The following is a 25,184-nucleotide window of genomic DNA, read 5'->3' on the forward strand; positions in this document are numbered from 1 at the left end:
CTCTCCTTTATAAAAACGAACTACTCTATTTCTCTTCGCGATCCACGATTTCGGTCAGCAGCTTCTCAATATGGCTGCCATATGCAATGGAATCATCGAATTTGAAGATCAGCTCCGGCACATGCCGAAGTCGGATCCGCTTGCCCAGCTCGGAGCGGAGAAAGCCGCTTGCCTTCTCCAACCCTTTTAAGGAAGCTGCCTTCTGCTCGTCGTCGCCGAGCACGCTCAGGTATACCTTCGCTTGAGACAGGTCATTTGTAACATCAACACCGGTCACAGTAATGAAACCGATTCTTGGGTCTTTCATCTCCGATTGGATCAGTTGGCTGAGCTCTTTTTTAATCTGCTCGCCTACGCGCCCAGTTCTGATTTTTGCCATGGTCTGATCACCTCATTCGTTAGCGCTCTACTGTCTCCATGATGAAGGCTTCGATTACGTCTCCTTCTTTGACGTCGCTATAGCTTACCAAGGTAATACCACACTCATAACCTTGTGCCACTTCTTTAGCGTCATCTTTAAAGCGCTTGAGGGAATCGATCTTGCCTTCATGAACGACAATGCCGTCACGGATCAAGCGAGCTTCTGCGTTACGCGTAATTTTACCGGATGTCACCATACATCCTGCAATCGTACCCACTTTGCTCACTTTAAAGGTGCTGCGGACTTCCGCATGACCGATCACGGTTTCTTTGTACTCCGGATCGAGCATCCCCTTCATAGCTTGCTCAATTTCCTCGATTACATTATATATTACACGGTGCAGACGAATATCAACCTTTTCCTGCTCGGCGGTTTGTTTCGCTTGGACGTCCGGACGAACGTTAAAGCCGATAACAATCGCGTTGGAGGCAGCTGCCAAAATAATATCGGACTCCGTGATCGCCCCGGCACCGCTGTGGAGAATTTTGACGCGAACGCCTTCCACTTCGATTTTGTTCAAGGAACCTTTCAGTGCCTCAACAGAACCTTGTACGTCACCTTTGATAATCACGTTAAGATCTTTGATCTCGCCGTCCTTAATGTGTTGGAACAGGTCATCCAGCGTCACGCGAGTATTCGTGTTCAACTCGGATTGACGATGGGTAATCGCACGCTTATCAGCGATATTACGCGCTTTACGCTCATCCTCAAACACCATAAACGGATCGCCGGCACCTGGAACTTCAGTCAAACCGGTAATTTCAACTGGTGTTGAAGGACCCGCTTCTTTTAATCGACGGCCTTTATCGTTCACCATCGCACGAATACGTCCAAAGCAGTTGCCCGCTACGAAGGCGTCGCCCACTTTCAATGTACCATGCTGAACGAGAATGCGTGCTACCGGACCTCTGCCTTTATCCAGCTCAGCCTCAATAACGGTACCGCGTGCGCGTTTGTCAGGATTTGCTTTGTATTCATTCACTTCTGCTACCAGAAGAATCATTTCAAGCAAGTCTTCCAGACCCATCCGCTGTTTCGCCGAAACGTTAACAAAGATGGTATCTCCGCCCCACTCTTCAGGCACTAACTCGTATTCCGTCAATTCTTGTTTAACTTTATCCGGGTTAGCATCCGGTTTATCGATTTTGTTCACGGCAACGATGATCGGCAAACCTGCTGCTTTCGCATGGTTAATCGCTTCGACTGTCTGTGGCATTACGCCGTCGTCAGCCGCAACCACGATGATCGTCATGTCCGTTACTTGTGCACCACGGGCACGCATGGCTGTAAACGCTTCGTGACCCGGTGTATCCAGGAACGTAATCTTCTTGTTATTGATCTCGACTTGGTAAGCACCGATATGCTGCGTAATACCGCCAGCTTCGCCACTTGATACGTTCGCGGAACGGATCGCATCAAGCAGCGTCGTTTTACCGTGGTCGACGTGACCCATAATAGTAACAACTGGTGGACGCTCTTTCAGTTCTTCAGGAGCATCGTTTTCTTCAACGGTCTCAAAACGATCTTCCTCTACCGGAATTTTCACTTCGACTTCTACACCGAATTCACCAGCGAGCAATAGAATCGTATCGATATCCAGCTCCTGGTTGATGGTGGCCATCACGCCGAGGAAAATCAGCTTCTTGATGACTTCGGAAGCGTCCTTATGAAGCAGCTTCGCCGTTTCACCGACGGTCATGTTGCCACGGACGATAATTTTCTTCGGCGTGTTGTCGATTTTCTCGCGAGGCGGCTGCTGATTATATTGATTCCGGCCGCGGTTGTTCTTTCCACCGCGATTGTTGCCACGGAATCCTCCCTGACGGTTGTCATCAAAACGTTTGGAGTCTGAACGATTGTTATTGTTGTTTCTGGAATTGCGGTTCTGGCCGTTGCTGTTATTGCTATTGTTATTGTTGGATCCTGAGAAACCGCCTCCGGTTCCACCCGGCTTGCTCTGTGGACGCGCTCCGCCTTGGTTGTTGCTGCCCTGCGGACGCGTTCCACCTTGATTATTGCCTTGCGGACGTGCGCCGCCTTGACCTCCGCCCTGAGGACGTGATCCGGTCTGCGTGCTGCCGCCTGGTCTGGATGATTGGCTACGATTGTTCTGCTGACTTCCTTGTGCGGAGCCAGACTGAGTTCTTCGGGTATCCTGCCCTCCTTGGGGGCGCTGGGAACCTGAAGTGTTCTGAGTGTTTTGATTCGTTCTACTATTCATACCTACCTGCTTTTCCTGTTGTTTTTTGGGCTGGCTTTGACCTTGTTGTCCTGGTGCTCTCTGTCCTGAATTACGCATACCGTCCTGCCCATTACGGTTGCCTTCGGCACTTACACTAGCGGAAGTGCCTTCTGTTTTTGCATTGGATACAGTTGCAGCCGCATTGGCTCCGGAAACCGCTGGTTTACGGTTCTCGGTTCGGGAAGCGTCACCACTATCCCGTTTGGCTGCTGCATTGGATTTGATATCTTTGAAAAACTGCTCTACCTTGGACACCGTATCGTTCTCCATTACGCTCATATGGTTATTGACCGGAATGTTCAAACGTTTGAGGATCGTGATGATTTCTTTACTGCTCATGTTCAACGATTTAGCATATTCGTATACTCGAAGTTTATTGTCTTTGTTTTCCTGTTTACTCAATATACTCCACCTCCGACATTGTCTCCATTTTCTTGGAGATCATTTCTGCGAATCCTTGATCCGTAACTGCCAGCACAACCCGCTCGGGTTTACCTACACTTGTGCCCAGACTTTCCCGGTCAAATCCGATTACCAGAGGGATATTGTAAGTACCGCATTTATCGCGGAACTTCTTTGTTGTATTAACTGAGGCGTCACCCGCCAGAATAACCAATTTTGCATCAGAAGACCGGATGGCTTTGAGCACGATCTCATCCCCGGTAACCACCTTACCTGCCCTCATGGCCAGGCCGAGCTGAGAAAGCGCCCTATTCATCATCGGCAGCACTCTCTTTTGCAGCCAGGAATTCATCTTCCACCTTGATGAAATCCTGTGCCAACTGTTCATAGATCTCAGGTTTCACATGTTGTTTCAACGCTCGATCCAGTGCTTTATTTTTGTGTGCCAGCTTGAAGCAGGAAACTTTGCCGCATAAATACGCTCCCCGTCCCGATTTTTTGCCGGTGAGATCGATCAGGACAGCATCCTCGGGCGTCCTAACAATCCGGATAAGCTCTTTCTTCGGCATCATTTCCTGACACGCTACACATTTACGCAGCGGTATCTTTCTCTGTTTCAAGACGACAACCCCCTGTCATTTGGAATTAATCGACAGAGACGGAATCCTGGTGCATTTCACCTGATTGGGACTTCGGTCTGCCAAATTCCTGCTCCGCCTGACTTTCGCTCTTAATATCAATCTTCCAGCCTGTCAGCTTCGCCGCGAGACGAGCATTCTGGCCTTTGATCCCAATCGCAAGCGAGAGTTGATAATCCGGAACAATTACACGCGCCATCTTCTCATCTTCAAATACTTGAACTTCAAGTACTTTGGATGGGCTGAGCGCATTGGCCACGTATTCTTCAACCTGATCGGAATAACGCACGATGTCAATTTTTTCGCCGCGAAGCTCATTGACAATCGTCTGTACGCGCATACCCTTAGGTCCTACGCAAGAACCAACCGGATCGACTTCATCGTTGCGGGAAAATACCGCAATTTTGGAGCGGAATCCAGCTTCACGCGCAACCGAGCGAATTTCAACGACGCCATCAAAGATTTCCGGCACTTCAAGCTCGAACAGGCGCTTCAAGAGGCCCGGATGCGTACGGGACAGCATAATCTGCGGCCCCTTGGTTGTGTTCTCAACCTTGGTAATGTAAGCTTTGATCCGGTCGCCATGCTTGAACTTCTCGTTAGGCATAAGCTCGGTAAGCGGCAAGGCCGCCTCGATCTTGCCAAGGTCGATATAGATGTTGCGTAAATCTTGGCGCTGCAGCGTACCCGTTACGATATCATCTTCCTTGTCAATAAAAGCGCTGTAGATCAGGCCTCGTTCGGCTTCTCTAATGCGCTGGGTAACAACTTGCTTTGCCGTTTGAGCTGCGATCCGTCCGAAATCACGCGGCGTAACCTCGATTTCCGCTATATCTTCAATCTGAAAATGCGGATTGATTTCCCGGGCCGCATGCAGCGAAATTTCAGTCCGCGGATCCAGCACCTCGTCCACAATCAGCTTCCGCGCGAACACCTTGATGACACCCGTATTGCGATTCATGTCTACCCGTACATTTTGCGCCGTGTTAAAATTGCGCTTGTAACTCGAGATCAGTGCCGCTTCAATGGCTTCAAACAGCACATCTTTGCTGATGCCCTTTTCTCTTTCCAACTCATTCATCGCTTCAATAAAATCCATACTCATTGAAAATCGGTTCCCCCTTTCAAAACTTCCGTTTAAAAAATGATGGCCAATCTGGCACTGGCTACTTTTGCATATGGAATCACGTGCTGCTTCTTGACGGTTTGAATGACTAGCTCCTCGTTATCGAAGGATTCCAGCTTGCCTTCAAACTCTTTCAACCCGTTAATCGGCTCGTATACCGTAACAAACACGTTCTTGCCGACTGACTTCGCAACATCCTCTTTTTTCTTCAGGGGACGTTCCGCGCCAGGAGAAGAGACTTCAAGAAAATAAGCTGTCGGAATAGGATCGTTCTCGTCCAGCTTCTGGCTCAGGTATTCACTGATTAAACCGCAATCGTCAATGTCAATGCCGCCGTCTTTATCAACAAACACGCGCAAGAACCAGTTGCTTCCTTCCTTAACGTATTCCACATCTACCAGTTCAAAGCCGTGTTCGTCCAAATACGGCTGCACCATTTCTTCCACAGTCGTTTTAATCTTTGATGTGCTCAAAGAACATAACCTCCAAGTTGATTTCCTATATACCAAAGAGTAAAGAGTGGGTTGCCCCACTCTTTACACAACGGTTTTATCTCCATGATTACCAAAAAAATTATAACATAGTCTGGTAATAGTGACAAGTATGACTCCTTGACTGTCAAGGCGTCACGGCCATGAAAGGATGACAAGAATCAGAACAATGACAACTGATTGCTCTCCGGCAGACCGCGGAAGCATCCCATTTGGGTCAACAGTTCCACGGCGGTTTTGCTTGCCTTCGATTTTTGCTGGAAATCCTCTATGGAGAGGAATTCACCGAATTCACGTGCGGCAGCAATATTGCGGGCGGCATTATCACCGATGCCCTGCAGTGCAGAGAACGGCGGAATGAGCGAATTTCCATCCACCTTAAATCGGAGCGCATCCGATTCATACAGATCGATGTTCTTAAACGAGAAGCCCCTTGCCGTCATCTCCAGCGCCATCTCCAGAATTGGCAGCATCCCTTTTTCCTTCGGGCTTGCTCCGAAGCCCAGCTGCTCAATCTCTTCAATTCGGCGATAAATCGCCTCATAGCCCTGACAGCATAATTCGATATCGAAGTCCTCGGCTCGAACCGAGAAGTACGTTGCATAATATTCTATCGGATAATAAAGCTTGAAGTAAGCCGTCCGCACCGCTGAGATAACATACGCAGCGGCGTGGGCTTTCGGGAACATGTACTGGATTTTGAGACAGGAATCAATGTACCACTGCGGCACTTTGCATTTCTTCATCTCGTCAATCCATTCCTGTGACAACCCCCGGCCTTTACGCACACTTTCTGTTATCTTAAATGCGAGGCTAGCATCCATGCCTGCCTTATAAATCAGGAACAACATGATATCGTCGCGGCAACCAATAACGGTTTTGATGTTGCATGTACCATTCTTGATGAGCTCTTGAGCATTGCCGAGCCAAACGCCGGTTCCATGTGATAGACCTGAGATTTGCAACAAGTCGGCAAAACTCGACGGCTGCGATTCCACCAGCATCTGGCGTACAAATTTGGTTCCCATCTCCGGAACGCCGAAGGTGGCCACCGGTGAGCGTATTTGCTCCGGCTTGACGCCCAGCGCTTCCGTTGAGTTAAACATGCTCATCACTTTCGGATCGTTCATCGGAATGGTCGTTGGATCCACGCCGGTCAAATCCTGAAGCATTCTCATCATGGTTGGATCATCGTGCCCGAGTATATCAAGCTTGAGCAAATTCGCTTCAAAGGCATGATAATCGAAATGCGTCGTTTTCCACTCGGCGTTGACATCGTCCGCAGGGAATTGCACCGGCGTAATCTCTTCCACTTCGATGTAATCCGGCACAACGACAATACCGCCGGGATGCTGGCCCGTGCTTCGCTTGACGCCGGTACAGCCTGACGCAAGCCGATTCAACTCCGCGCCCCGCCAGCGCTTGTTGTTGTGTTCCTCGTATTTTTTAGCGAAACCAAACGCCGTCTTCTCTGCCACGGTACCGATGGTTCCGGCACGGAATACATTCTCCTCGCCAAACATCTCTTTGGTGAAATTATGGGCATGCGGCTGATATTCACCGGAGAAGTTCAAGTCAATATCCGGAACCTTATCCCCTTTAAAACCCAGGAAGGTTTCAAAAGGTATATCCTGTCCCTCGCCTTTCATCATGTTTCCGCATTCCGGACAAGCTTTGTCCGGCAAGTCAAATCCACTCGGCACGCTGCCGTCCAGGAACCATTCGCTGTGCTTGCAGTCGCTGTTCAAGCAAATGTAATGGGCGGGAAGCGGGTTAACCTCGGATATGCCGAGGAATGTGGCAACGACGGATGAGCCTACGGAACCCCGTGAACCAACCAAATAGCCGTCCCGGTTCGATTTCTTCACCAGTTTCTCGGAAATCAAATAGTTCGCTGAGAAACCGTATTTAATGATCGGCTCAAGCTCTTTCTCCAACCGGGCCACTACGACTTCCGGCAAGTTCTCGCCATAAATGGACTTGGCCGTGTCGTAGCAGGTGTTGCGGATTTCTTCATCCGCGCCATCCAGAATCGGCGTAAACAGCTTATCCGGGAACAATTCCAACTCTTCAAAGCGGTCGGCCAGCTCGCTAGTGTTCGTTACAACAACTTCATAACATTTGTTTTGTCCCAAAAACTCGAACTCTTCGAGCATTTCTTCCGTAGTCCGAAAATGCGCGTCAGGCTTGCGCATATCCTTGAGCGGGCTGAAACCGGTAATCCCATGGATGGTAATGTCCCGGAACAGCTTATCCCGCGGTTCAAGATAGTGCACGTTTCCTGTGGCGATGACTGGCTTCTTCAGCTTTTCGCCGATGCGCACGACTTTGGAAATTGCGGTTTTGATCTCTTCGGGACTGCCCACCAAGCCTTTGTCCACCAAATGCATATACATCGTCAATGGCTGAATCTCTAGAACATCGTAGAAGTCCGCAATCTCTTCGGCTTCCTCCTCCGTTTTGTTCAGCACCGTTTCGAAGAACTCCCCTTTTTCGCAGCCGGATAGCACCAGTAACCCATCTCGCATCTCTTGAAGCTTGGATTTAGGAATACACGGCACTCGCTTGAAATATTCGGTATGTGACATGGAGATCAGTTTGTACAAGTTTTTCTTGCCCGTCATATTCAAAGCATAAATGCCGCAGTGGAAAGGACGGGTATTGGACAGATCCTTACCGACGTAATCATTGAGGCGGTCCAGCATCTTGACGCCTTTGGTTTTGTCCACATCGCTAAGGAGCCCGTTCAGGATTCCAGCCAGTGCAATCGTATCGTCAATCGCGCGGTGATGGCTTTCGAGCAGTACCTTATACTTATCTGCCAATGTGTTAAGACGATGATTTTTAAGTCCCGGATGCACCAGACGTGCAAGCTCCAGCGTATCCAGGTAGGGATTGTCGAGCGTATCCATCCCGGCATTCTTGAGTGCTGCCTGAATGAACCCCATGTCAAATCGAGCGTTGTGAGCCACAAGTACGGCATCCCCAACGAATTCAACAAACTCTTTCAATACCGGCTCCAATTCAGGGGCATCCTTAACCATATCGTCATTGATATTGGTCAATTGCTGGATATGATATGGAATTCGCTCATGCGGGTTAACGAAGGTTGCGTATCGATCAATCTCCTTGCCATCGTTCATCTTCACGGCAGCAAGCTCGATGATTTTGTTTGCGGTAATGGACAAACCTGTGGTTTCAATATCGAATACCACATAAGTGGCACTGCTGAGTTCAATCGACTGTGCCTGTTCCACGATGTTGACGGCATCATTCACGACATTGGCCTCAACGCCGTACATCATTTTAATCCCATGCTTCTTGGCGTTCTTTGCTGCATCAGGATAACACTGTACACCACCATGATCACTTACGGCGATGGCTTTATGTCCCCAGCTCGCCGCTGTTTTGATATAACGGTCGATCGGCGTGACCGCGTCCATCGTGCTCATGGTCGTATGCAGATGGAATTCCACCCGCTTCTCGGCCGCGTTATCCTTGCGCGAAGGAGGCGACGGTACTTCGTTGAGATCAGACGGGATCATCACCAGCTCAGGCACCTGCATAAACCGGTCGTATTCAACCCGTCCGCGAGCCTTCACCCACTTGCCGTTTTCAAGCAGGCTCAATACCTTAAGATCGTCCTTCGTCTTGCCAAACATTTTCATTTGCAAGGAATCGCTGAAATCCGTCAGATAGAATGTAAATAACGTACTGCCGTTACGAAGCTCCTTACGATCCAATCCGAAGATGGTTCCCTGAATCGTAATTTTCTTCTCTTCGTCTTGGATCTCCTGAAGCGGAACCGGCTGTTCCTTGATATCATACCCAACCTGCAGTCGAACCGCGCCCTCTTCCTCATCTTCCGCGTCCAGCTCAGCTTCCATGCTGCTCATGATCTGCTCGATGACCTCACGCTCTTCTTCTCGTTTCCTCTGCTCGAACTCCTCATAAGCCGCCTGGCCATTATCGCCGACCTGCATTTTCACGCGCAGCGTCAGATCAAAATATTGTCCGAAAAAACGGGTAATGGCGGCATCGATCTGTTTCTTTCGGGCAAGCTCAAGCGACATGCCATCCGACATGGAGAGAAGGACTTGCCCATCCTCCACCTCGTATTTGGCCCTTGCCATCCATCCATTAACCGAAGGGATCTCCCGATGTGCCCACTCTAGGAACAAGCCCCAGTATTCTTGCACGATATCTGTTTCGGGAACGCCGCTTCCATATCGGAACACAAATTTAATCTTCGCGATATGCCCCATCTTCTCCTGAATTCTCAGACAAAATGTGCGATAGACCTCAGCTGGAACCAAGGTCTCCTTCAGGACGGTTATTCTCCAGTCCTTACTGGCCTTGCTTGTCTCTACCTGCTCAATCACGCCGTCCAAAAAATAGGGTTCCACCAGATTGGCCGGAACTTCTCCCTGCTTGATCAGCAGTTCAAATCGCTTCCTTTTATCTTCTGTTGTGCCCATGGTTCCCTCCCCCTGCAATGCATAAAGCTATAAGAAAAAAATTCTATCGACGTACATCCACAGAAGACAGACTGCGTTTAGTCGATGTAAAAAAATAGAATAAAGCCTCCGCTGGCAGCACCCATTCGTCCTGCCCCAATAAAGAAGAGCGTCCGCCATACTGCCATCCGGAAGCTTACTCCAGATGATGAATCCCGGTTTTGGACGAAGGACTCCTCCCTCACCCAAACTTGCCGGGAACTCATAATATCGATTTACTAGTACGCTCTCGCGAACAGCACCGTATGTTTCGCATCATCACCGCATACGAGACACTTGGTTTTCTTCTCAGACGGTTCAAACGGAATGTTTCTGCTCGTAGCACCGGTTTCTTGCTTGACAGTATCTTCACAAGCTTCCGAACCGCACCATCCTGCCAAGGTAAACCCGCGTTTTTCTTCCATGCTTTCCTTCATTTCATCCAGCGATTCCACGGAATAGAAATGATCCTCACGGAACTGCTTCGCGCGCTCGAACATTTCCTGGTGCACCTGCTCCAGCATATTCTGTACTTCCTGTGTCAGATTAGCCTGTTCTACGATTTTCTTCTCACCTGTTATGCGGGAGACAAGCACGCACACGCCATTCTCCATGTCACGTGGCCCGATCTCCAGACGCACCGGAACTCCGCGCATTTCATACTCATTGAATTTCCAGCCTGGACGCACATCCGGATTATCGTCAACGCGTACGCGGATGCCTGCTGATTTCAGTTCACGGAACAGCTCGTCCGTACGACCCACAACCGCATCTCTTGTCTTCGGTGGACCGATTGGAATCATGATCACTTGCGTTGGCGCGACTTTAGGAGGAAGCACCAATCCGCGGTCATCCCCGTGAACCATAATCAAGGAACCAATGAGACGCGTGCTGACGCCCCAGGATGTTGTATGAGCGTATTCCAGCGTATTTTCACGGTTCAAATATTGAATGTCAAAAGCTTGTGAGAAGTTGGTACCCATATAATGCGAAGTACCTGCCTGTACAGCTCGTCCGTCTTTCATCATCGCTTCGATCGAGAATGTATCCACGGCGCCTGCGAATTTCTCCGAAGGTGTCTTCTGTCCTTTGATTACCGGAATCGCGAGATAGTCCTCTACGAATTGCTGATAGATATCCAGCATTTGCATGGTTTCCCCTCTTGCCTCAACTTCCGTTTCATGAGCAGTATGGCCTTCTTGCCATAGAAACTCGCTCGTGCGAAGGAATGGCAGCGTGCGTTTTTCCCAGCGTACCACGTTGGCCCACTGGTTGATCAGCACAGGGAGATCACGATAGGATTGAATCCATTTGGAATACATATGCCCGAACATCGTTTCAGAAGTCGGACGGATTGCCAGACGCTCTTCCAGCTTCTCTCCTGCCGCTTCCGTTACCCATGGCAGCTCCGGATTAAATCCTTCGACATGCTCCTTCTCCTTCTGGAAAAAGCTCTCGGGAATGAACAGCGGGAAATACGCATTCCGATGGCCCGTCGCCTTAAAGCGCCGATCCAACTCCTCCTGGATATGCTCCCAAATTTCATAACCGTCCGGTTTGAAGACGATGCAGCCTCTGACTGGAGAATAATCCATCAGGTCCGCTTTTTTGATGACATCGATATACCAGCGCGAGAAATCTTCCGCTTGCGGCGTAATCTCCGTCACGAATTGTTTATCCTTCGATTCCTTAGACATATAAATCGTGTGCCTCCCATTAATAAAACGCATGGTCAAAGCTCCTGATTCAGGCGGCTCGACTGGCGTTATTGGCGATATGTGTGAACGAGCTGCGGCTATAAAGCCAGCCCTTATAGTAACTCCATTTGCTAGATAGTGAAGCGTCATAATCTGCTAACAATAGAAAAGGTACGGCATTCGTTGCGGCTGGCGCACCGAGCCGTACCTTAGGGTTTATCCGTTGATCAAACGTAAAATATCGTTATAGGTTACGGCTATCATTAACAGGAACAGCATTGCAAACCCGATAAAATGAACCATGCCTTCTCGGTTCGGGTCAACTGGCTTGCCCCTTAAAGCTTCGATCCCTAAGAATACGAGCCGGCTTCCATCCAATGCCGGTATCGGCAGCAGATTGAATATGCCCAGATACAAGCTTAGAATGGCTGCCCAATAGGTCAGCTGTGCGATACCCTGTTTGGCGATTTGTCCCGTCACTTCGAACGTCCGTACAGGACCGCCAAGATCATCCATGGAGAACTTCTGAATCAACTGTCTGAAGCCCTGGAAAATAATATTCGTTGTATCTACCATCGCGGTCCCGGAACTGGTAATTGTCTCCCCAATCCCTGCGGATCGGGTAGGAAGCTTGGGAACAATCCCGACCTTGCCGCCTTCCTGACCCTCCATGGTCCGCGGAGTTAAGGTCAGATCAAATGACTCTTCACCCCGGCGTACCGTCCATTCCATCGGCTTGTCCTTGGAAGCCGCAATCAATTCGATCATCTTCTGATAATCGGCACCAATAGCGGTTCCGTTAATGCTCTCAATGATGTCTCCCTCTTTCAGATTGGCTTCATCGGCAGGCATGCCTTTGGTAATCTCGCCAATCTGTACATAGGTTGGATTCTCAACCGGTATACCGGCCATTTGGATGTGAAGAGCAAACAGCACGAAGGCCAGAATGAAGTTCATGACAGGACCTGCAAAAATCGCAAGCGCTCTTTGGCCCACGGTTTTGCTGCCGAATTGGCGGTCTCTCGGTGCGATCTGCGTCTCTACACCTTTGGCTACCGTTAAGGCTTGCGGATGGATTTCAAATTGCTGGAATTCACCATCCACATCAAGCCTAACCGACAAACGATCCACCATATCCATAAACTGGACTTCGCCGCGAATAACATTCTTACGGTTGTCGAGTTGATCCAGATAAATCTTTTTCACTTGATTCTCTGCATTCAATCGAACCGCAATCGTCTGACCGGGTTGAATCTCGACAAGTTCCGGATCTTCTCCGGCCATGCGGGCATATCCGCCGAATGGAAGAAGACGAAGCGTAAACTGCGTTTCATTGCGTTTATATGAGAACAGCTTTGGACCAAATCCAATCGCGAACTCGCGTACCAAGATTCCGGCACGCCGGGCAAAATAATAGTGACCCCATTCGTGCACGGTAACGATCACAAAAAACATGAGCACCGTTAAAAAAACGACCCGAACCATTTCCAATTCTTTACATCCCCCTTTTCCTCTGAGAACGCAGTATGTCCCTATAGATTATCATTATTCTCCTGTCGTCCACAAGAGAATCACAAGCTGTCCGCTTTTTTTCAAGGGAGATTTCAAAAACACTTCAAATCCTATAGTCGGGAAGCTAATTCACGTGCGATTCGATCATTCTCTTCAATCGTCTCCAGTGCCGGTTCCGGCACAGCATGATGGCTTTGCAGCACTTCCTCAATGATCTCTTCTATCCGCAGAAAAGAGATTTCGCCGCGGAGAAACCGGGCAACCGCAATTTCATTGGCAGCATTGAATACCGTTGGCGCTGTCCCACCTATTTTACCACATTCATAAGCAAGCCTTAAACAAGGAAAACGTTCAAGGTCCATCTCCCGGAAATGCAGCTTGCCCGCTTCTGCCAAAGATAGCCTTGGCGCAGGCGAAGACCAACGCTCCGGATAAGTAAGCGCATATTGAATCGGAACCCGCATATCCGGGTTGCCGAGCTGGGCAATAATACTCGAATCACGGAATTCCACAAAAGAGTGAATGATGCTTTCCGGATGAAGAAGCACGGAAATATTGTCATAAGGAATATCATACAACCAGTGGGCCTCCATCACCTCAAGCCCTTTATTGACCATGGTGGCCGAATCAATCGTGATTTTGGCACCCATGGACCAGTTTGGATGTTTAAGCGCATCCTCCACCGTAACGTTAACCAGTTGTTCACGGGTATAATCCCGGAATGAGCCTCCGGAAGCCGTCAGCGTGATCCGTTCAATATCTTCATGCCGCTCTCCGTTGAGGCATTGGAATATGGCGGAATGCTCACTATCAATCGGCAAGAGTTTTACCCCTTTTGCAGCCGCTCGAGCCGTAACCAGATGACCAGCAGTTACCAATGTTTCCTTATTGGCAAGCCCGATTGTCTTCCCCTCATCGATGGCTGCAAGCGTAGAGGACAGCCCCATGCTTCCAACGACCGCTGTAACCACCATTTCCGCATCCGTCGCTGCCGCAATCTCGATCAAGCCTTCATGACCATGGAACACTTCGGTTCCGGCAGGAAGATCATGCCTGATGCTGTCAGCAAGCTCTTTTGTGGCAACGGACACTTTACGCGGAGAAAACTCCTTGACCTGCTGAAGCAGTAATTCCTTATTACTCCCTGCTGCAAGGCCCTCAATCTGAAAATGTTCCCGGTGTTTCCTCACGACATCCAAGGTCTGGGTACCTATGGAGCCAGTGGAGCCGAGTACGCTGATCTTCTTCATGCACATCTTTCCTTTCATCAGTAAGGCAGGAGACTCAATATATGTACAAACGGAAATACGACGATCCAACTGTCACATCGATCCAGTATCCCTCCATGGCCCGGCAGCAGTTTGCCCGAATCCTTGATGTCATACACCCGTTTATAAGCGGATTGCACCAAATCTCCGAGTTGACCGATAACAGCGCAGGAAAGTCCAATCAGAATCGCTTGTCCAGCCGTCAGGAATCCATCTGAGAAGAATGAAAAGAGCAGTGATGTGAACACGGCAATGACCACACCGCCGAGCGCACCCTCAACCGTTTTGTTCGGGCTTATGGAAGGCCATAATTTATGGCGCCCCATGGCGCGTCCGACAAAATACGCTCCCGCATCACTTGCCCAGATCGAGGCCAGAAGCAGAAAAGTCCAGAATACGCCATGGCCGTCAGGAGCATGTCGTGATTCGGCGATAAAGGAAAATCCGATTCCGATATACGCTGATGCCAAAAATAATAATGAAACCCGTTTGATATCAATTACATTCTTCGTCGTTACGGTCGCCAGCAAAAATAAAAGCAGCAGGAGCCAAAGTACATGTTCCCACGGGATCTGAATATTCAAATTAAGCGGTCCCCATGGAAATACAAGCAGCAGCACCCCCGCGTACCCAATCCATGCCGTTCCCCCGAACGGTGCCGTATTGGTCATGCGCACAAACTCATAATAACCGATTAGCGCCATCGCCAGAATAAGAAGATGGTACCATAGACCGCCTATGAAACATAATCCTAAAAAGACCGCTCCCGCTATAATTCCGGTAATCAATCGCTGTTTCAAAACGTTCCATCCTCCATCGGCTACGAAAGTCCACCGTAGCGCCTTGTTCTTTGTTGATAATCGGCTATGGCCTCCACCAAATGATCTTTGGTGAACTCCGGCCAATAGGCATCCGTAAACCATAGCTCACTATACGCTAACTGCCACAGCATGAAATTACTCAGCCGCAGCTCGCCGCTTGTGCGGATCAGCAAATCCGGATCCGGCAATTCGCCTGTGAGGAGCCGCTGGCCAATCAGTTCCTCTGTAATATCCTCAGGACGAAGAATTCCATCTCGCACTTCTCGTCCGAGCGCCTTGACACTTTCGGTGATCTCTTTCCGGCTGCCGTAATTGAGCGCAAAGTTAAGCACAAGCCCGTCATTGCCGGCTGTCTTCGCAACTGCTTCTTCCATCGCAGACACGGTATGGGACGGAAGGTCTTCCGGATGCCCCATCATGCGGACCTGGACATTTTTCTCGATCAGCTCCTCCAGCTCAATAGCCAGGAACTCCTGAGGAAGCTTCATCAGAAAATCGACCTCATCCTTCGGACGCGTCCAATTTTCTGTCGAAAAGGCATACATCGTCAATATTTTGATTCCCAAATCATCGGCAGCAATGGCCGCTCTTTTGACAGCCTTCATGCCATTCTGATGGCCAACGATTCGCGGCATACCGCGCCGTTTTGCCCAGCGTCCATTACCATCCATGATGATGGCGACATGATGTGGGATGTTGTCCGGAGAGAGCTGATGCGTCTGCTGACTGTCCTCCTGATTCAACCACGATCGAACCCGTTTGATCATTCCATTTCCTCCAGGCATCTTTCTGCAAAAAAAGAGACAAACCCCACCATTGACAGGAGGGGCCACAAGTCTCTTATACTTCCATAATCTCTTTTTCTTTAGCAACGAGGACTTTGTCGACTTCTGCGATAAATTTATCCGTCGCTTTTTGGATATCTTCCTGATGTCTCCGGGACTCGTCCTCGGAAATATCTGTTTTCTCCAATTTTTTGATGTCGTCGTTGGCATCACGGCGAATGTTGCGGATGGCCACTTTCGCTTCCTCGCCGAATTTCTTCGTCATTTTCACCAGCTCGGTTCTGCGCTCTTCTGTCAGTGCAGGTACGACGAGGCGAATTTGATTACCATCATTCGCCGGCGTCAATCCGACATCCGATTTCATGATCGCTTTCTCGATATCGGCCAAGGACGACTTGTCCCAAGGCTGGATCATGAGCGTTCTGGAGTCCGGCGTGCTGATGTTAGCCAGCTGATTCAGCGGGGTTGGTGCTCCGTAGTATTCCACCGTGATCCGGTCGAGTAGCGCTGGTGCTGCCCGTCCTGCGCGCAGCGTTGCCAGGTCACGCTTCAAAGACAGGATCGCTTTTTCCATGCGTTCTTCTGCATTCTTTTTCACCGATTGCGGCATTAATCTACACTCCCTTTGACGATCGTTCCGATTTTCTCGCCCAGAACGACGCGCTTGATATTACCTTGCTCCGTAATAGCGAAGACGATGAGCGGGATGTTGTTGTCCATACATAACGATGAAGCTGTAGAGTCCATTACCCCAAGGTTTTTGTTCAATACGTCTAGATACGTCAGCTGCTCGTACTTCTCGGCAGTTTCATCCTTAAATGGATCAGCGGAGTACACTCCGTCCACCTTGTTCTTCGCCATGAGAATCACTTCTGCTTCGATTTCCGCTGCGCGAAGCGCTGCAGTCGTATCGGTGGAGAAGTAGGGGTTACCTGTTCCTGCCGCGAAAATAACGACACGGCCTTTTTCCAAATGCCGAATGGCTCTACGGCGAATATACGGCTCCGCAATTTGCTGCATGGAGATAGAGGTTTGCACCCGAGTCGGCACGTCGATCTGCTCCAAAGCATCTTGCAATGCCAAAGAGTTCATCACCGTTGCCAACATCCCCATATAATCTGCTGTTGCACGGTCTATTCCGTTCGCGCTGCCAGCAATACCGCGCCAGATGTTTCCGCCGCCGCACACGATCGCGACCTCCACACCAAGCTCGACAACCTCACGAACCTGCTCAGCGATCGATGAGATCGTCTCAGCATCAATACCATATCCATTCTGCCCTGAAAGGGATTCCCCACTGACTTTCAATATCACTCGTTTATATACAGGCTGTTCCAAATGATAACCCTCCACTTTAAGACGGCGCCTAAGTATACGACGCCCGTTTGAAAAACGACAGACAGACACACCGGCACACTGCTTGACGGTTTATAAAAATCGGGTACACACATCCGTCTCAAGTAGAAACTTCTGGTCGTCTAATCAAGACTTAAATCCATACTTTCTTGTGAGATAAGGGTGCCTTTACTCCGAATTTATAACAATCTTATCTCTCTTATGCCTTTATATCTCTTAAAAAAGAAGGAACACAGGTGTGTTCCACTCTTTTCTATAACTTATATTAGCCTATTCGGCTTATTTATTCACCTGGGACATAACTTCTTCAGCGAAGTTTTCTTGTTTTTTCTCCAAGCCTTCGCCAAGTTCAAAACGAGCAAAACGACGGATGGAGATGTTCTCACCGATCGTGCTGATTTTTTCGTTAAGCAGCGTGTTGATCGTTTTGTCAGGATCTTTGATGAAGGATTGCTCAAGCAAGCAATACTCTTCATAGTATTTGTTGATGCGGCCTTCAACCATTTTTTCAACGATTTTTTCAGGCTTGCCTTCGTTCAGGGCTTGGTTTTTCAAAATTTCTTTTTCTTTCTCAAGCTCTTCCGTTGGCACTTCTTCGCGACGAACATATTTAGGGTTTGCAGCGGCAATATGCATCGCGATATCGCGAGCAAACTCTTTGAATTGATCTGTTTTACCTACGAAGTCGGTTTCACAGTTGATTTCAACGAGAACGCCGATTCGTCCGCCGCCGTGAATATAAGACTCGACAACGCCTTCAGTTGCAATACGTCCAGCTTTGTTAGCTGCTGCAGACAAACCTTTTTCGCGAAGTACTGCGACCGCTTTGTCGATATCACCATTTGTTTCATCCAGCGCTTTTTTGCAATCCAGCATGCCCGCGCCTGTTCTTTCGCGAAGTTCTTTTACCGCACTAGCTGTTACTGCCATTAGAATTCCCTCCAAATTGGTATGATGAAGTTTGCGTTTGAACCTCTCGAAAACCGTCATACGATTGTTCTCTCCAAGATTCAGACCGCGTTAAGTAGTTGTTCTTCCCCTGCGATGCCAGGCTCCAGATTCCACGCGTTATTCGCACGTCACCCGTTCTAACATCTTAAAAAAAGGGCAGTGAGAGGTTATACACCTACCAACCACCCTTTTCATTTAATTCATGATTTATACGTTTAATCCTGATTACGCAGTTGTTTCTTCGCCTTGGTGAGCTTCAACAACAGCATCGGCCATTTTACCAGTCAACAATTTAACAGCGCGAATCGCGTCATCGTTACCTGGGATTACATAGTCGATTTCATCCGGATCACAGTTCGTATCAACGATACCAACGATTGGGATACCCAATTTGCGAGCTTCCGCTACGGCGATACGCTCTTTGCGAGGATCGATAACGAACAATGCGCTTGGAAGACCCTTCATGTTCTTGATACCACCCAAGAATTTCTCAAGACGATCTTTCTCTTTGCGGAGAAGGATAACCTCTTTCTTAGGCAATACTTGGAACGTGCCGTCCTCTTCCCAAGCTTCGAGCTGCTTCAAGCGGTTAATACGCTTTTGGATCGTTTCGAAGTTAGTCAAAGTTCCGCCGAGCCAACGTTGGTTGATGTAGTACATACCGCAACGCTCTGCTTCTTCCTTCACGGAATCTTGAGCTTGTTTTTTCGTGCCGACGAACAGGATTGTACCGTTCTCTCCAGCTACGTTTTTCACGAAGTTGAATGCTTCTTCAACTTTCTTGACCGTTTTTTGCAGGTCGATGATGTAGATACCGTTTCTTTCAGTGAAGATAAATTTATCCATTTTCGGGTTCCAGCGACGAGTCTGGTGACCGAAGTGTACGCCAGCTTCCAAAAGCTGTTTCATGGAAATTACTGCCATCTTCACGCACCTCCTAGGTTTGGTTTTTGTGTGTCCCTCCGCCAAGATCATTTTTCATTAAGACTCCCAATCCTGGAAGCACCCTCAACGAAATCACTCTAGCGTGTGTTTTAACACCGTCAATTACTATAACATAACCATGGGCAGGTTGCAATGTCTTTTGTGTACTTGATCAGGTCCATTCCATCAACGGCTGCAACCAGATCCTGTAAAGAAAAAAACCACTCTCAACCGAAGAGCTAGTTGGAGGGTTTTGCTGTGATTTTGGTTATGATCGAATTGTAGCTCTCGCCTGCTGTGAACGAATATGTACCGCTTTGGATCATGGTATTGATCTTTTTCTCGGTTGCCTTATTAATGAATGCTTGTTTGTTATCAATGACGCCAGCACGCAAAAGACTGTTTGCCACATCACTGAGATTATTTCCAGCTGGAATATTCACTTTGATAGGCGCTTCCGCTTTGGCTGGCGTTTTCGGCTTCGCCGGATCCGTCACTTTGAGAGTAGATTCCTGTTTCTTATCCACGCCCGCTTCAGGCTTCTCCGGCTGCTGCGGTGCTTCCGGCTTGTCCGTTCCCGTCTTCCGTGCAGGATCGGCCCCTTCTTCGGACTCACCAGCGCTCTCACCAAGCCTCTTCTCTTCCCACTGCTCCGCCGTCATCAGCTCGTCCGAACCTTCGACAACTTGCATGTCCAAAGCTTCCGCTGCAGCCATCAGCTGCTCCTTCGTTAACTCCTGCGTCTCCGATGCGGCTGTGCCTTGACCGATCCACATCAGCTGAAGCAGTACCGCGCCGATCACGAGACCGCTCCCCAGGCCCATCATAAATGTACGGTTCTTGATCACACGGATTCCTCCTGTTTGGCCAACTGGATAATAAGTTGAACTTCGCCTCGCTGAAGACCCGTGGTCTTGGCAATCATATCGATGGACTTTCCTTGTTCATATAGATCAAACAGCTCCGCGTATCTGGATTTGATGGAATGGACAAGTGGTGCAGGCTCAGCTTCGGAAGCCGCTGCAGCCTCTCCTGCAGACAAAGAAGCGGCCGCAGTCGTTTGCGCCAGCTTCTCTTCCGCTGTTCGAAGACGCGTTTGCGATTCGGTCATTTTCTGCTCCATGGCCAGCATGCGCTGCCGCAAATCACTGACCTGCTCTTGATGTGCTTGCTGCTTGGCATCAAGATCTTTCTTCATCTGACCAACCAGTTCCAGCAGCTGTTCGTTCTCGTGCTGGATTTCCGCCATATATCCTTCAAGCGTGTTCTCCACTTCTTTTACAACCCGCTCGCTGGACACGGCCTCTTCACGACGTTTCGGCAGCATAAAAGCATACAGCACGGCGGCAATGCCAAGCAGCACGATATATATCCATGGTTTCAAATCCATTAACTCCTTTGTGCCTATAAATTATCTAGAGCGAAACATCGAAATTTTTGCCTTTATAGGGATGCTCTGCCGGCTGCTCCAATGTCTCGCCCGTTTCCGCCGTTCCCCGACCTTGTTGCTGCCCAGAGGATTGACGGCTCCCGTCATCGCGCACGGCTGTTTCCGCCGTCTCACTCACTTCAGTACTTCGCTGGGCTTCCGCACGGCTGTTCTTGGATAACTCACCCGCAAGCAGCGTCTGATCATTCATCGGGCGCTGCTGGGATTCATTATGCATCTTACCCGCTTCATTGGTTCTGGGGACCGCAATTTGCATCTCAACCGATTTCAAACTCAATGGAATCACCTCATGATATAGGATCATGTCCACAAGCATTTAAAACGTCTGTTCTGTCCTACAAGAGCGGTACCATAGTGATATCCCCTTCATGATAGTAAAAAGAAACCCGCTGCGTGGGATCCTTAACAAAGCGGGTATACCGCCCTATAACAATTTTGGCACCGCCGTAGATCGTCTTTACCACATTCACTCTTGCTTTGCCGGTATCCTCAAGCATCTTCTCGATTTCCAGCATTCGGTCCTTAATATCGGATTGTTCTGCCATGTTTGATTTTTTGGTGGCATTCAGTTTGATTCGCAGCGCCAGCTTGTCTGGCGACAAATGACCCGAGGAAGCTAACTGATTCAGAAGATAAAGCGCTTTATCGGTTTTATCCATACTTTCCAATGACTGTTTCAATTGGGCTCTAAGATCCGACAGTTCATTCCGCAGCTCGGGGAGAACACCAACTTCAATTACGGTAGCTGTCGACATGCTGTTTCCGATCGTTCGGGCAACCACTTTTTCACCCGCCTGCAAAATGCCGCCTACCACAAGGCCCTTCATACCGTTGCATTCGATATTCCGGACCGCCCGGATATTGGAGTGCATGATGCTCTGCGAGACAAATACGCTAGCGCCGGCTATGACGTTTCCATCCTGGATGAACGAGCTTTTGACATCCTGACCCGCCTTGACATAACCCTTGTTATAACCGATGATTCCGCCGGATATATCGATCGAGCCTTCAGCCTCCAGCTCGGCTCCTTCCACAAAGCCAGTGACTCGGATGTCCCCTGCTGCCTTGATTCTGAATCCAGTCAGCACATTGCCGCGAATGACCACCGTGCCGACAAAGTCGATATTGCCTATACTGTAATCAACATCTCCGTTAATCTCATATACCGGAAACACATTGATTTTTCCCTTTTCGGTTTTGGTGAGGAGTCCGTCAATTGCAGCGTACATGGCGGTTTTCTCGGCGTTAACAACGACGTTCTTCCCAACCTTGAAATGAGCTTCCTTTCCCGGTTTGCTCGGAATCTCCTCTCCGGTCACCGCCGTTCCAGGGACTCCCTTCGTTGGCGGGATTCGGGTGGCAAGCAGCTGCCCCTTCTTTACATTATTTAAACGAATCACTTCTTTATAATCCACTTTGCCATCTTCGATCTCAAGCGGCTTCAGATTCGTCTCATTCCCAAAATTAACGGTAAATTCGATTCTGCCGTTCTGTCCGTGCATAGGTTCCGTTCCCATTGCAATCGGCGTTCTACTATATTGATATTCCTCCGCATGATCTGCGATTCGCCGCAACGTATCATGTTGAAGTCCATATCGTATCTGGTGACTTCTCAGAAATTGTTCAAGAGCTTCTACAGAACAAGAGAAATCCTTCTCCCATTTGGTGAACTGTATATAGGCGACGACCTTGTCATCCGATAGCGTAACGCTAAAGTACTGATCCAATGCATAATCTACAGACAATCCAGGAACCCCCTTCATATATGGCAAGCGTCAATCGTTTTGCATCAGCAAATCCCGATCTTTATCGAGCGCGCCCCGAAGTCTCAAAATCGCTTTGGAATGAAGCTGAGATATTCGTGAAGGTGATAGCGACATCACTTCAGCAATTTCGCTGAGTGATAAATCCTCATAATATAATAAGGAAACTACGGTCCGCTCTTTCGGGGTTAATTTACCGATACCCTTCATCAGGGCTTCTCGCAGGTAAAATTCATGGACCTTGTGATCCGGATTTTTCGCTTTCTCATCAACCAGGAGCGACATTCGGGTCTCAGACTCCTCCTCGCGGATCGGATCCTCCAGAGATGTCAATGTCATGACTGCTACTTCCTGCAGCATGTGCCGGAATTCCTTCTCGGTCACGTCAAGGTAATCACTCATCTCGGAATCACTGACGCTGCGTAAATACTTCTGTTCCAACTGCTGATATGCAGTTTCAATCTTCTTCGCCTTCTCGCGGACAGAGCGCGGCACCCAGTCCCCCTGGCGCAGCGAGTCCAGAATAGCCCCACGCACACGCCAAGAAGCATAGGTTTCGAATTGCAGGCCTCGTTTGTAATCAAACTTCTCGATGGCGTCAATCAGACCCATTACCCCATTGCTGGCCAAATCTCCCTTAGAAACGTTCTTCGGAAGACCGATGGCCAAACGGCTTGAAACATAGTCAACGATGTGCAAATGATATTCGATTAGTTTCTTCTTCGCTTCATGGTCTCCATCTTCCTTCCATGCGCTCCATAAATCCGCATGGTTTAGCACAGAAGCTTTACGTTCGTCCAATTGCCTTCACCCTCCTTATTTTTCCGTAAGGTGACGAACGGCCTTGGCCAGTTCTTCGGGTTCTTTCGTTGAAACCAGCTTAGGAGGATTTAGCGGTACAAAGTCTCCATTCTCTTTGCTGCTGGATTCGGAATGGATTAAATCCATCAATTCCCGATCCTCATCAGGCGTGGATAAATCAAGAACAGTTCCTCGGTCTTGCTCCCGCTGCGTGTCGGCGTCCCCTTGAACAGTGGCTCGCGGACCCGTAATGGCAGCAAACATCCAATTCAACAGGAACGCCAGAAGAAACCAAATCGCACATGCAAGGAGAGCCCGATACATGCTAGTCATCCACAGATTGTTACGTATGGAGAAAATAAATGTGAACACAAACCCGGCAATTCCAGTCATCAGATAAAAACGAAGTTTTCCCATTAGCTACAATTCCTTTATGCCCTTTTGTACGCTTCGTATTGTAAACTTACCCGTTGCACAGTCCAACTCAACGGTTCTTCCGTAATTTCCTCCGGTATCCTCGGCAATTAGCGTTATCCCCATCTGCTCGAGCCCAGCCTTGCAGGACTCCACATTACGAGGACCAATGCGCATGGTGTCACCGGAGCCGGCAAAAGCAAACATTTGGGCTCCCCCCGCCATTTTGGCTACCATACGTGCCGGGGAAGCACCCAAATTCCTCATCTTGTTCAACAGGATCGGAAGAGCCGTATCGGCGTATTTTGCCAGGTTTAGCTGCCCTTCTCTGGCAATCGCTGAAGATGGAAGCATCACATGCGCCATTCCACCAATCTTCGTCACCGGATCATACAACGTCAGTCCGACGCACGAGCCGAGTCCCGTTGTACGTAAAATACCGTTTGGACCTGCGACGTTCAGATCCGCCATGGCTACTTTCACTATGCTTTGTTCTTCAATCATGCTCTAAGGGCACTCCTAAAGCTTCGAAAATTTGAGCAAATGATTGTGGATCAGGTATGAGGAAGAACTGGCCTTCCACCTCGTTCTGCCCTTCTAGGAACGTCGTGTTGATTAAGAGGGCATCGTCTCCCATTTCTCCGAACTGCAGCAGTCCATAACTTAAGATGGCACCTGCCATATCCATCGCGAGAGCTGGCACCGTAGGTGTCATGGACAGATTGGTCAAATCAGCGAGCGACGATAAGTACGAGCCTGACAATATATTTCCGATCTCACATAATGCGGACTGCTCCATCTCGGAGAATTGCTCCTCATCCGACACTTCAAAGCCCGCCAGATTCTGCAGCAAATTCTTCCCGGCTTCCGGACTCATAATAAAGAAGAGATTTCCCGGCGCACTGCCTTCTACCCGTAAAAATACGGCAAGAACGAGTTGTTCGCTCCCTCCTACACTTTCGGCAATCTGTTCAAAAGGCAGGAGTTGAACTTTGGGAACAGCCATATCAATCGGTTTGTTAAGCAAGCGGGAGAGGGCGGTTGCCGCATTGCCCGCTCCGATGTTTCCAACTTCCTTCAAAACATCCATTTTGATTTCCTTGCCATGCTTAAACAGCTCCACTGTCTACTCCTCAAGGCCTTCCAGCTGAATAATCTCACTTTTGTTCAGCACTTCGGACAGATTCAGCATGACGAGAAGGCGCTCCTCTCCTACCTTCGCGACACCGCGAAGATATTTCGCTTTTATTCCGCCGACAACCTCAGGTGGATTGTCAATGCTGTCCGTATTCAAATCGATGACATCACTTGCGGAATCCACGATAAAACCTACCTGCATGTCATTGACCGCCACGATGATAACCCGCGTTTGATCGGTTGCTTCAACCTCTTCCAATCCAAAGCGGCCGCGCAGATTGATTACAGGAATGACGACGCCGCGTAGATTAATAACCCCTTTTACGAAAGCATAGGTCTTGGGAACACGCGTAATGGGCATCATTCGCTCAATGGTCTGAACCTTGTCTACCTCGATGCCGTATTCTTCCTCGCCAAGTCTAAAGACAATAACCTTGATTTCTTCTCCCATGAATAAGTCCTCCTTCAAAATGTGTGGCCTGCCGCCTG

At 49.1% G+C, this 25,184-nt stretch carries 25 protein-coding genes; all 25 read right to left on the bottom strand.

Translation table 11 applies throughout. The annotated features are described in order from the left end of the window. Positions 1–25 precede the first annotated feature (25 nt). On the bottom strand, positions 26–379 hold the full coding sequence (gene rbfA / locus MKY48_RS21565) for a 30S ribosome-binding factor RbfA (protein WP_076324958.1): 354 nt from the start codon (positions 377–379) through the stop codon (positions 26–28). Between the two features lie 19 nt (positions 380–398). Beyond that, entirely contained in the window at positions 399–3,065 is a 2,667-nt protein-coding gene (gene infB, locus MKY48_RS21570; protein ID WP_339266197.1) for a translation initiation factor IF-2, read from the bottom strand. Next, the gene (locus tag MKY48_RS21575; protein WP_179090708.1) at positions 3,058–3,381 is read right to left on the bottom strand and encodes a YlxQ family RNA-binding protein; all 324 of its coding nucleotides are present in this window, start codon (positions 3,379–3,381) and stop codon (positions 3,058–3,060) included. The genes infB and MKY48_RS21575 overlap by 8 nt, the downstream gene beginning before the upstream one ends. Continuing rightward, the gene (locus MKY48_RS21580) at positions 3,374–3,685 is read right to left on the bottom strand and encodes a YlxR family protein (RefSeq protein ID WP_053492673.1); all 312 of its coding nucleotides are present in this window, start codon (positions 3,683–3,685) and stop codon (positions 3,374–3,376) included. Before MKY48_RS21580 ends, MKY48_RS21575 begins: the two co-directional genes overlap by 8 nt. A 25-nt stretch (positions 3,686–3,710) precedes the next feature. Beyond that, positions 3,711–4,808 (bottom strand): transcription termination factor NusA, encoded by a 1,098-nt coding sequence (gene nusA, locus MKY48_RS21585; RefSeq protein ID WP_076324961.1) that lies wholly within the window; start codon positions 4,806–4,808, stop codon positions 3,711–3,713. Between the two features lie 32 nt (positions 4,809–4,840). Next, a complete protein-coding gene (gene rimP, locus MKY48_RS21590; RefSeq protein WP_076324962.1) occupies positions 4,841–5,302 on the bottom strand; it encodes a ribosome maturation factor RimP in 462 nt (153 codons plus the stop codon). A gap of 179 nt (positions 5,303–5,481) precedes the next feature. Beyond that, positions 5,482–9,798 (bottom strand): PolC-type DNA polymerase III, encoded by a 4,317-nt coding sequence (locus MKY48_RS21595; RefSeq protein WP_339266198.1) that lies wholly within the window; start codon positions 9,796–9,798, stop codon positions 5,482–5,484. 257 nt (positions 9,799–10,055) lie between these two features. Then, complete coding sequence (gene proS, locus MKY48_RS21600) at positions 10,056–11,513, bottom strand: proline--tRNA ligase (protein ID WP_339266199.1); 1,458 nt, start codon at positions 11,511–11,513, stop codon at positions 10,056–10,058. A gap of 216 nt (positions 11,514–11,729) precedes the next feature. Continuing rightward, a complete protein-coding gene (gene rseP, locus MKY48_RS21605; protein WP_076324965.1) occupies positions 11,730–13,004 on the bottom strand; it encodes an RIP metalloprotease RseP in 1,275 nt (424 codons plus the stop codon). Between the two features lie 131 nt (positions 13,005–13,135). Beyond that, a complete protein-coding gene (locus MKY48_RS21610) occupies positions 13,136–14,275 on the bottom strand; it encodes a 1-deoxy-D-xylulose-5-phosphate reductoisomerase (protein ID WP_339266201.1) in 1,140 nt (379 codons plus the stop codon). Positions 14,276–14,292: 17 nt separating this feature from the next. Continuing rightward, positions 14,293–15,093, bottom strand: coding sequence for a phosphatidate cytidylyltransferase (locus MKY48_RS21615; RefSeq protein WP_098747006.1), 801 nt, complete (start codon positions 15,091–15,093; stop codon positions 14,293–14,295). A gap of 20 nt (positions 15,094–15,113) precedes the next feature. Next, on the bottom strand, positions 15,114–15,881 hold the full coding sequence (locus tag MKY48_RS21620; protein WP_339266204.1) for an isoprenyl transferase: 768 nt from the start codon (positions 15,879–15,881) through the stop codon (positions 15,114–15,116). Between the two features lie 73 nt (positions 15,882–15,954). After that, positions 15,955–16,509: a ribosome recycling factor gene (frr, locus tag MKY48_RS21625; protein WP_071220110.1), complete on the bottom strand. Its 555-nt coding sequence runs from the start codon at positions 16,507–16,509 to the stop codon at positions 15,955–15,957. Next, entirely contained in the window at positions 16,509–17,237 is a 729-nt protein-coding gene (gene pyrH, locus MKY48_RS21630) for a UMP kinase (RefSeq protein ID WP_006211297.1), read from the bottom strand. Before pyrH ends, frr begins: the two co-directional genes overlap by 1 nt. 297 nt (positions 17,238–17,534) lie before the next feature. Then, entirely contained in the window at positions 17,535–18,185 is a 651-nt protein-coding gene (gene tsf, locus MKY48_RS21635) for a translation elongation factor Ts (protein ID WP_339266207.1), read from the bottom strand. A gap of 246 nt (positions 18,186–18,431) precedes the next feature. After that, entirely contained in the window at positions 18,432–19,130 is a 699-nt protein-coding gene (gene rpsB / locus MKY48_RS21640) for a 30S ribosomal protein S2 (protein ID WP_036642081.1), read from the bottom strand. Between the two features lie 239 nt (positions 19,131–19,369). Continuing rightward, the gene (locus MKY48_RS21645; RefSeq protein WP_076324969.1) at positions 19,370–19,978 is read right to left on the bottom strand and encodes an endolytic transglycosylase MltG; all 609 of its coding nucleotides are present in this window, start codon (positions 19,976–19,978) and stop codon (positions 19,370–19,372) included. Then, positions 19,975–20,520, bottom strand: coding sequence for a hypothetical protein (locus tag MKY48_RS21650; protein ID WP_339266209.1), 546 nt, complete (start codon positions 20,518–20,520; stop codon positions 19,975–19,977). The genes MKY48_RS21645 and MKY48_RS21650 overlap by 4 nt, the downstream gene beginning before the upstream one ends. A 25-nt stretch (positions 20,521–20,545) precedes the next feature. Beyond that, positions 20,546–20,857 carry a hypothetical protein gene (locus tag MKY48_RS21655; RefSeq protein WP_076324971.1) on the bottom strand — a complete coding sequence of 104 codons (312 nt, stop codon included), beginning with the start codon at positions 20,855–20,857 and terminating at the stop codon, positions 20,546–20,548. A gap of 58 nt (positions 20,858–20,915) precedes the next feature. Beyond that, positions 20,916–22,325, bottom strand: coding sequence for a FapA family protein (locus MKY48_RS21660; protein ID WP_339266212.1), 1,410 nt, complete (start codon positions 22,323–22,325; stop codon positions 20,916–20,918). A gap of 30 nt (positions 22,326–22,355) precedes the next feature. Next, on the bottom strand, positions 22,356–23,144 hold the full coding sequence (locus tag MKY48_RS21665; protein ID WP_071220103.1) for a FliA/WhiG family RNA polymerase sigma factor: 789 nt from the start codon (positions 23,142–23,144) through the stop codon (positions 22,356–22,358). Positions 23,145–23,159: 15 nt separating this feature from the next. Then, positions 23,160–23,561, bottom strand: a complete 402-nt coding sequence (locus MKY48_RS21670; RefSeq protein ID WP_098747017.1) for a hypothetical protein — start codon at positions 23,559–23,561, stop codon at positions 23,160–23,162. Positions 23,562–23,564: 3 nt separating this feature from the next. Next, positions 23,565–24,062 (bottom strand): chemotaxis protein CheD, encoded by a 498-nt coding sequence (locus MKY48_RS21675; protein WP_006211305.1) that lies wholly within the window; start codon positions 24,060–24,062, stop codon positions 23,565–23,567. Further along, positions 24,055–24,681, bottom strand: a complete 627-nt coding sequence (locus tag MKY48_RS21680) for a chemotaxis protein CheC (RefSeq protein ID WP_071220100.1) — start codon at positions 24,679–24,681, stop codon at positions 24,055–24,057. Before MKY48_RS21680 ends, MKY48_RS21675 begins: the two co-directional genes overlap by 8 nt. 3 nt (positions 24,682–24,684) lie before the next feature. Beyond that, positions 24,685–25,146 (bottom strand): chemotaxis protein CheW, encoded by a 462-nt coding sequence (locus tag MKY48_RS21685; protein WP_076324974.1) that lies wholly within the window; start codon positions 25,144–25,146, stop codon positions 24,685–24,687. Between the last annotated feature and the right edge of the window lie 38 nt (positions 25,147–25,184).

This window comes from Paenibacillus sp. FSL W8-0187 (assembly GCF_037969755.1).
In the GTDB taxonomy this organism is placed as follows: domain Bacteria; phylum Bacillota; class Bacilli; order Paenibacillales; family Paenibacillaceae; genus Paenibacillus_AQ.

Bases quoted from the DNA above. Each gene is read 5' to 3' on its own strand.
- MKY48_RS21670 (WP_098747017.1), bottom strand. From the start codon at position 23,561: ATGGGAAAACTTCGTTTTTATCTGATGACTGGAATTGCCGGGTTTGTG.
- proS (WP_339266199.1), bottom strand. From the start codon at position 11,513: ATGTCTAAGGAATCGAAGGATAAACAATTCGTGACGGAGATTACGCCG.
- MKY48_RS21650 (WP_339266209.1), bottom strand. From the start codon at position 20,520: ATGGATTTGAAACCATGGATATATATCGTGCTGCTTGGCATTGCCGCC.
- rpsB (WP_036642081.1), bottom strand. From the start codon at position 19,130: ATGGCAGTAATTTCCATGAAACAGCTTTTGGAAGCTGGCGTACACTTC.
- frr (WP_071220110.1), bottom strand. From the start codon at position 16,509: ATGCCGCAATCGGTGAAAAAGAATGCAGAAGAACGCATGGAAAAAGCG.
- MKY48_RS21595 (WP_339266198.1), bottom strand. From the start codon at position 9,798: ATGGGCACAACAGAAGATAAAAGGAAGCGATTTGAACTGCTGATCAAG.
- MKY48_RS21575 (WP_179090708.1), bottom strand. From the start codon at position 3,381: ATGAATAGGGCGCTTTCTCAGCTCGGCCTGGCCATGAGGGCAGGTAAG.
- MKY48_RS21610 (WP_339266201.1), bottom strand. From the start codon at position 14,275: ATGAAGAAGATCAGCGTACTCGGCTCCACTGGCTCCATAGGTACCCAG.
- nusA (WP_076324961.1), bottom strand. From the start codon at position 4,808: ATGAGTATGGATTTTATTGAAGCGATGAATGAGTTGGAAAGAGAAAAG.
- rbfA (WP_076324958.1), bottom strand. From the start codon at position 379: ATGGCAAAAATCAGAACTGGGCGCGTAGGCGAGCAGATTAAAAAAGAG.
- MKY48_RS21685 (WP_076324974.1), bottom strand. From the start codon at position 25,146: ATGGGAGAAGAAATCAAGGTTATTGTCTTTAGACTTGGCGAGGAAGAA.
- tsf (WP_339266207.1), bottom strand. From the start codon at position 18,185: ATGGCAGTAACAGCTAGTGCGGTAAAAGAACTTCGCGAAAGAACAGGC.
- MKY48_RS21620 (WP_339266204.1), bottom strand. From the start codon at position 15,881: ATGATCAAACGGGTTCGATCGTGGTTGAATCAGGAGGACAGTCAGCAG.
- MKY48_RS21675 (WP_006211305.1), bottom strand. From the start codon at position 24,062: ATGATTGAAGAACAAAGCATAGTGAAAGTAGCCATGGCGGATCTGAAC.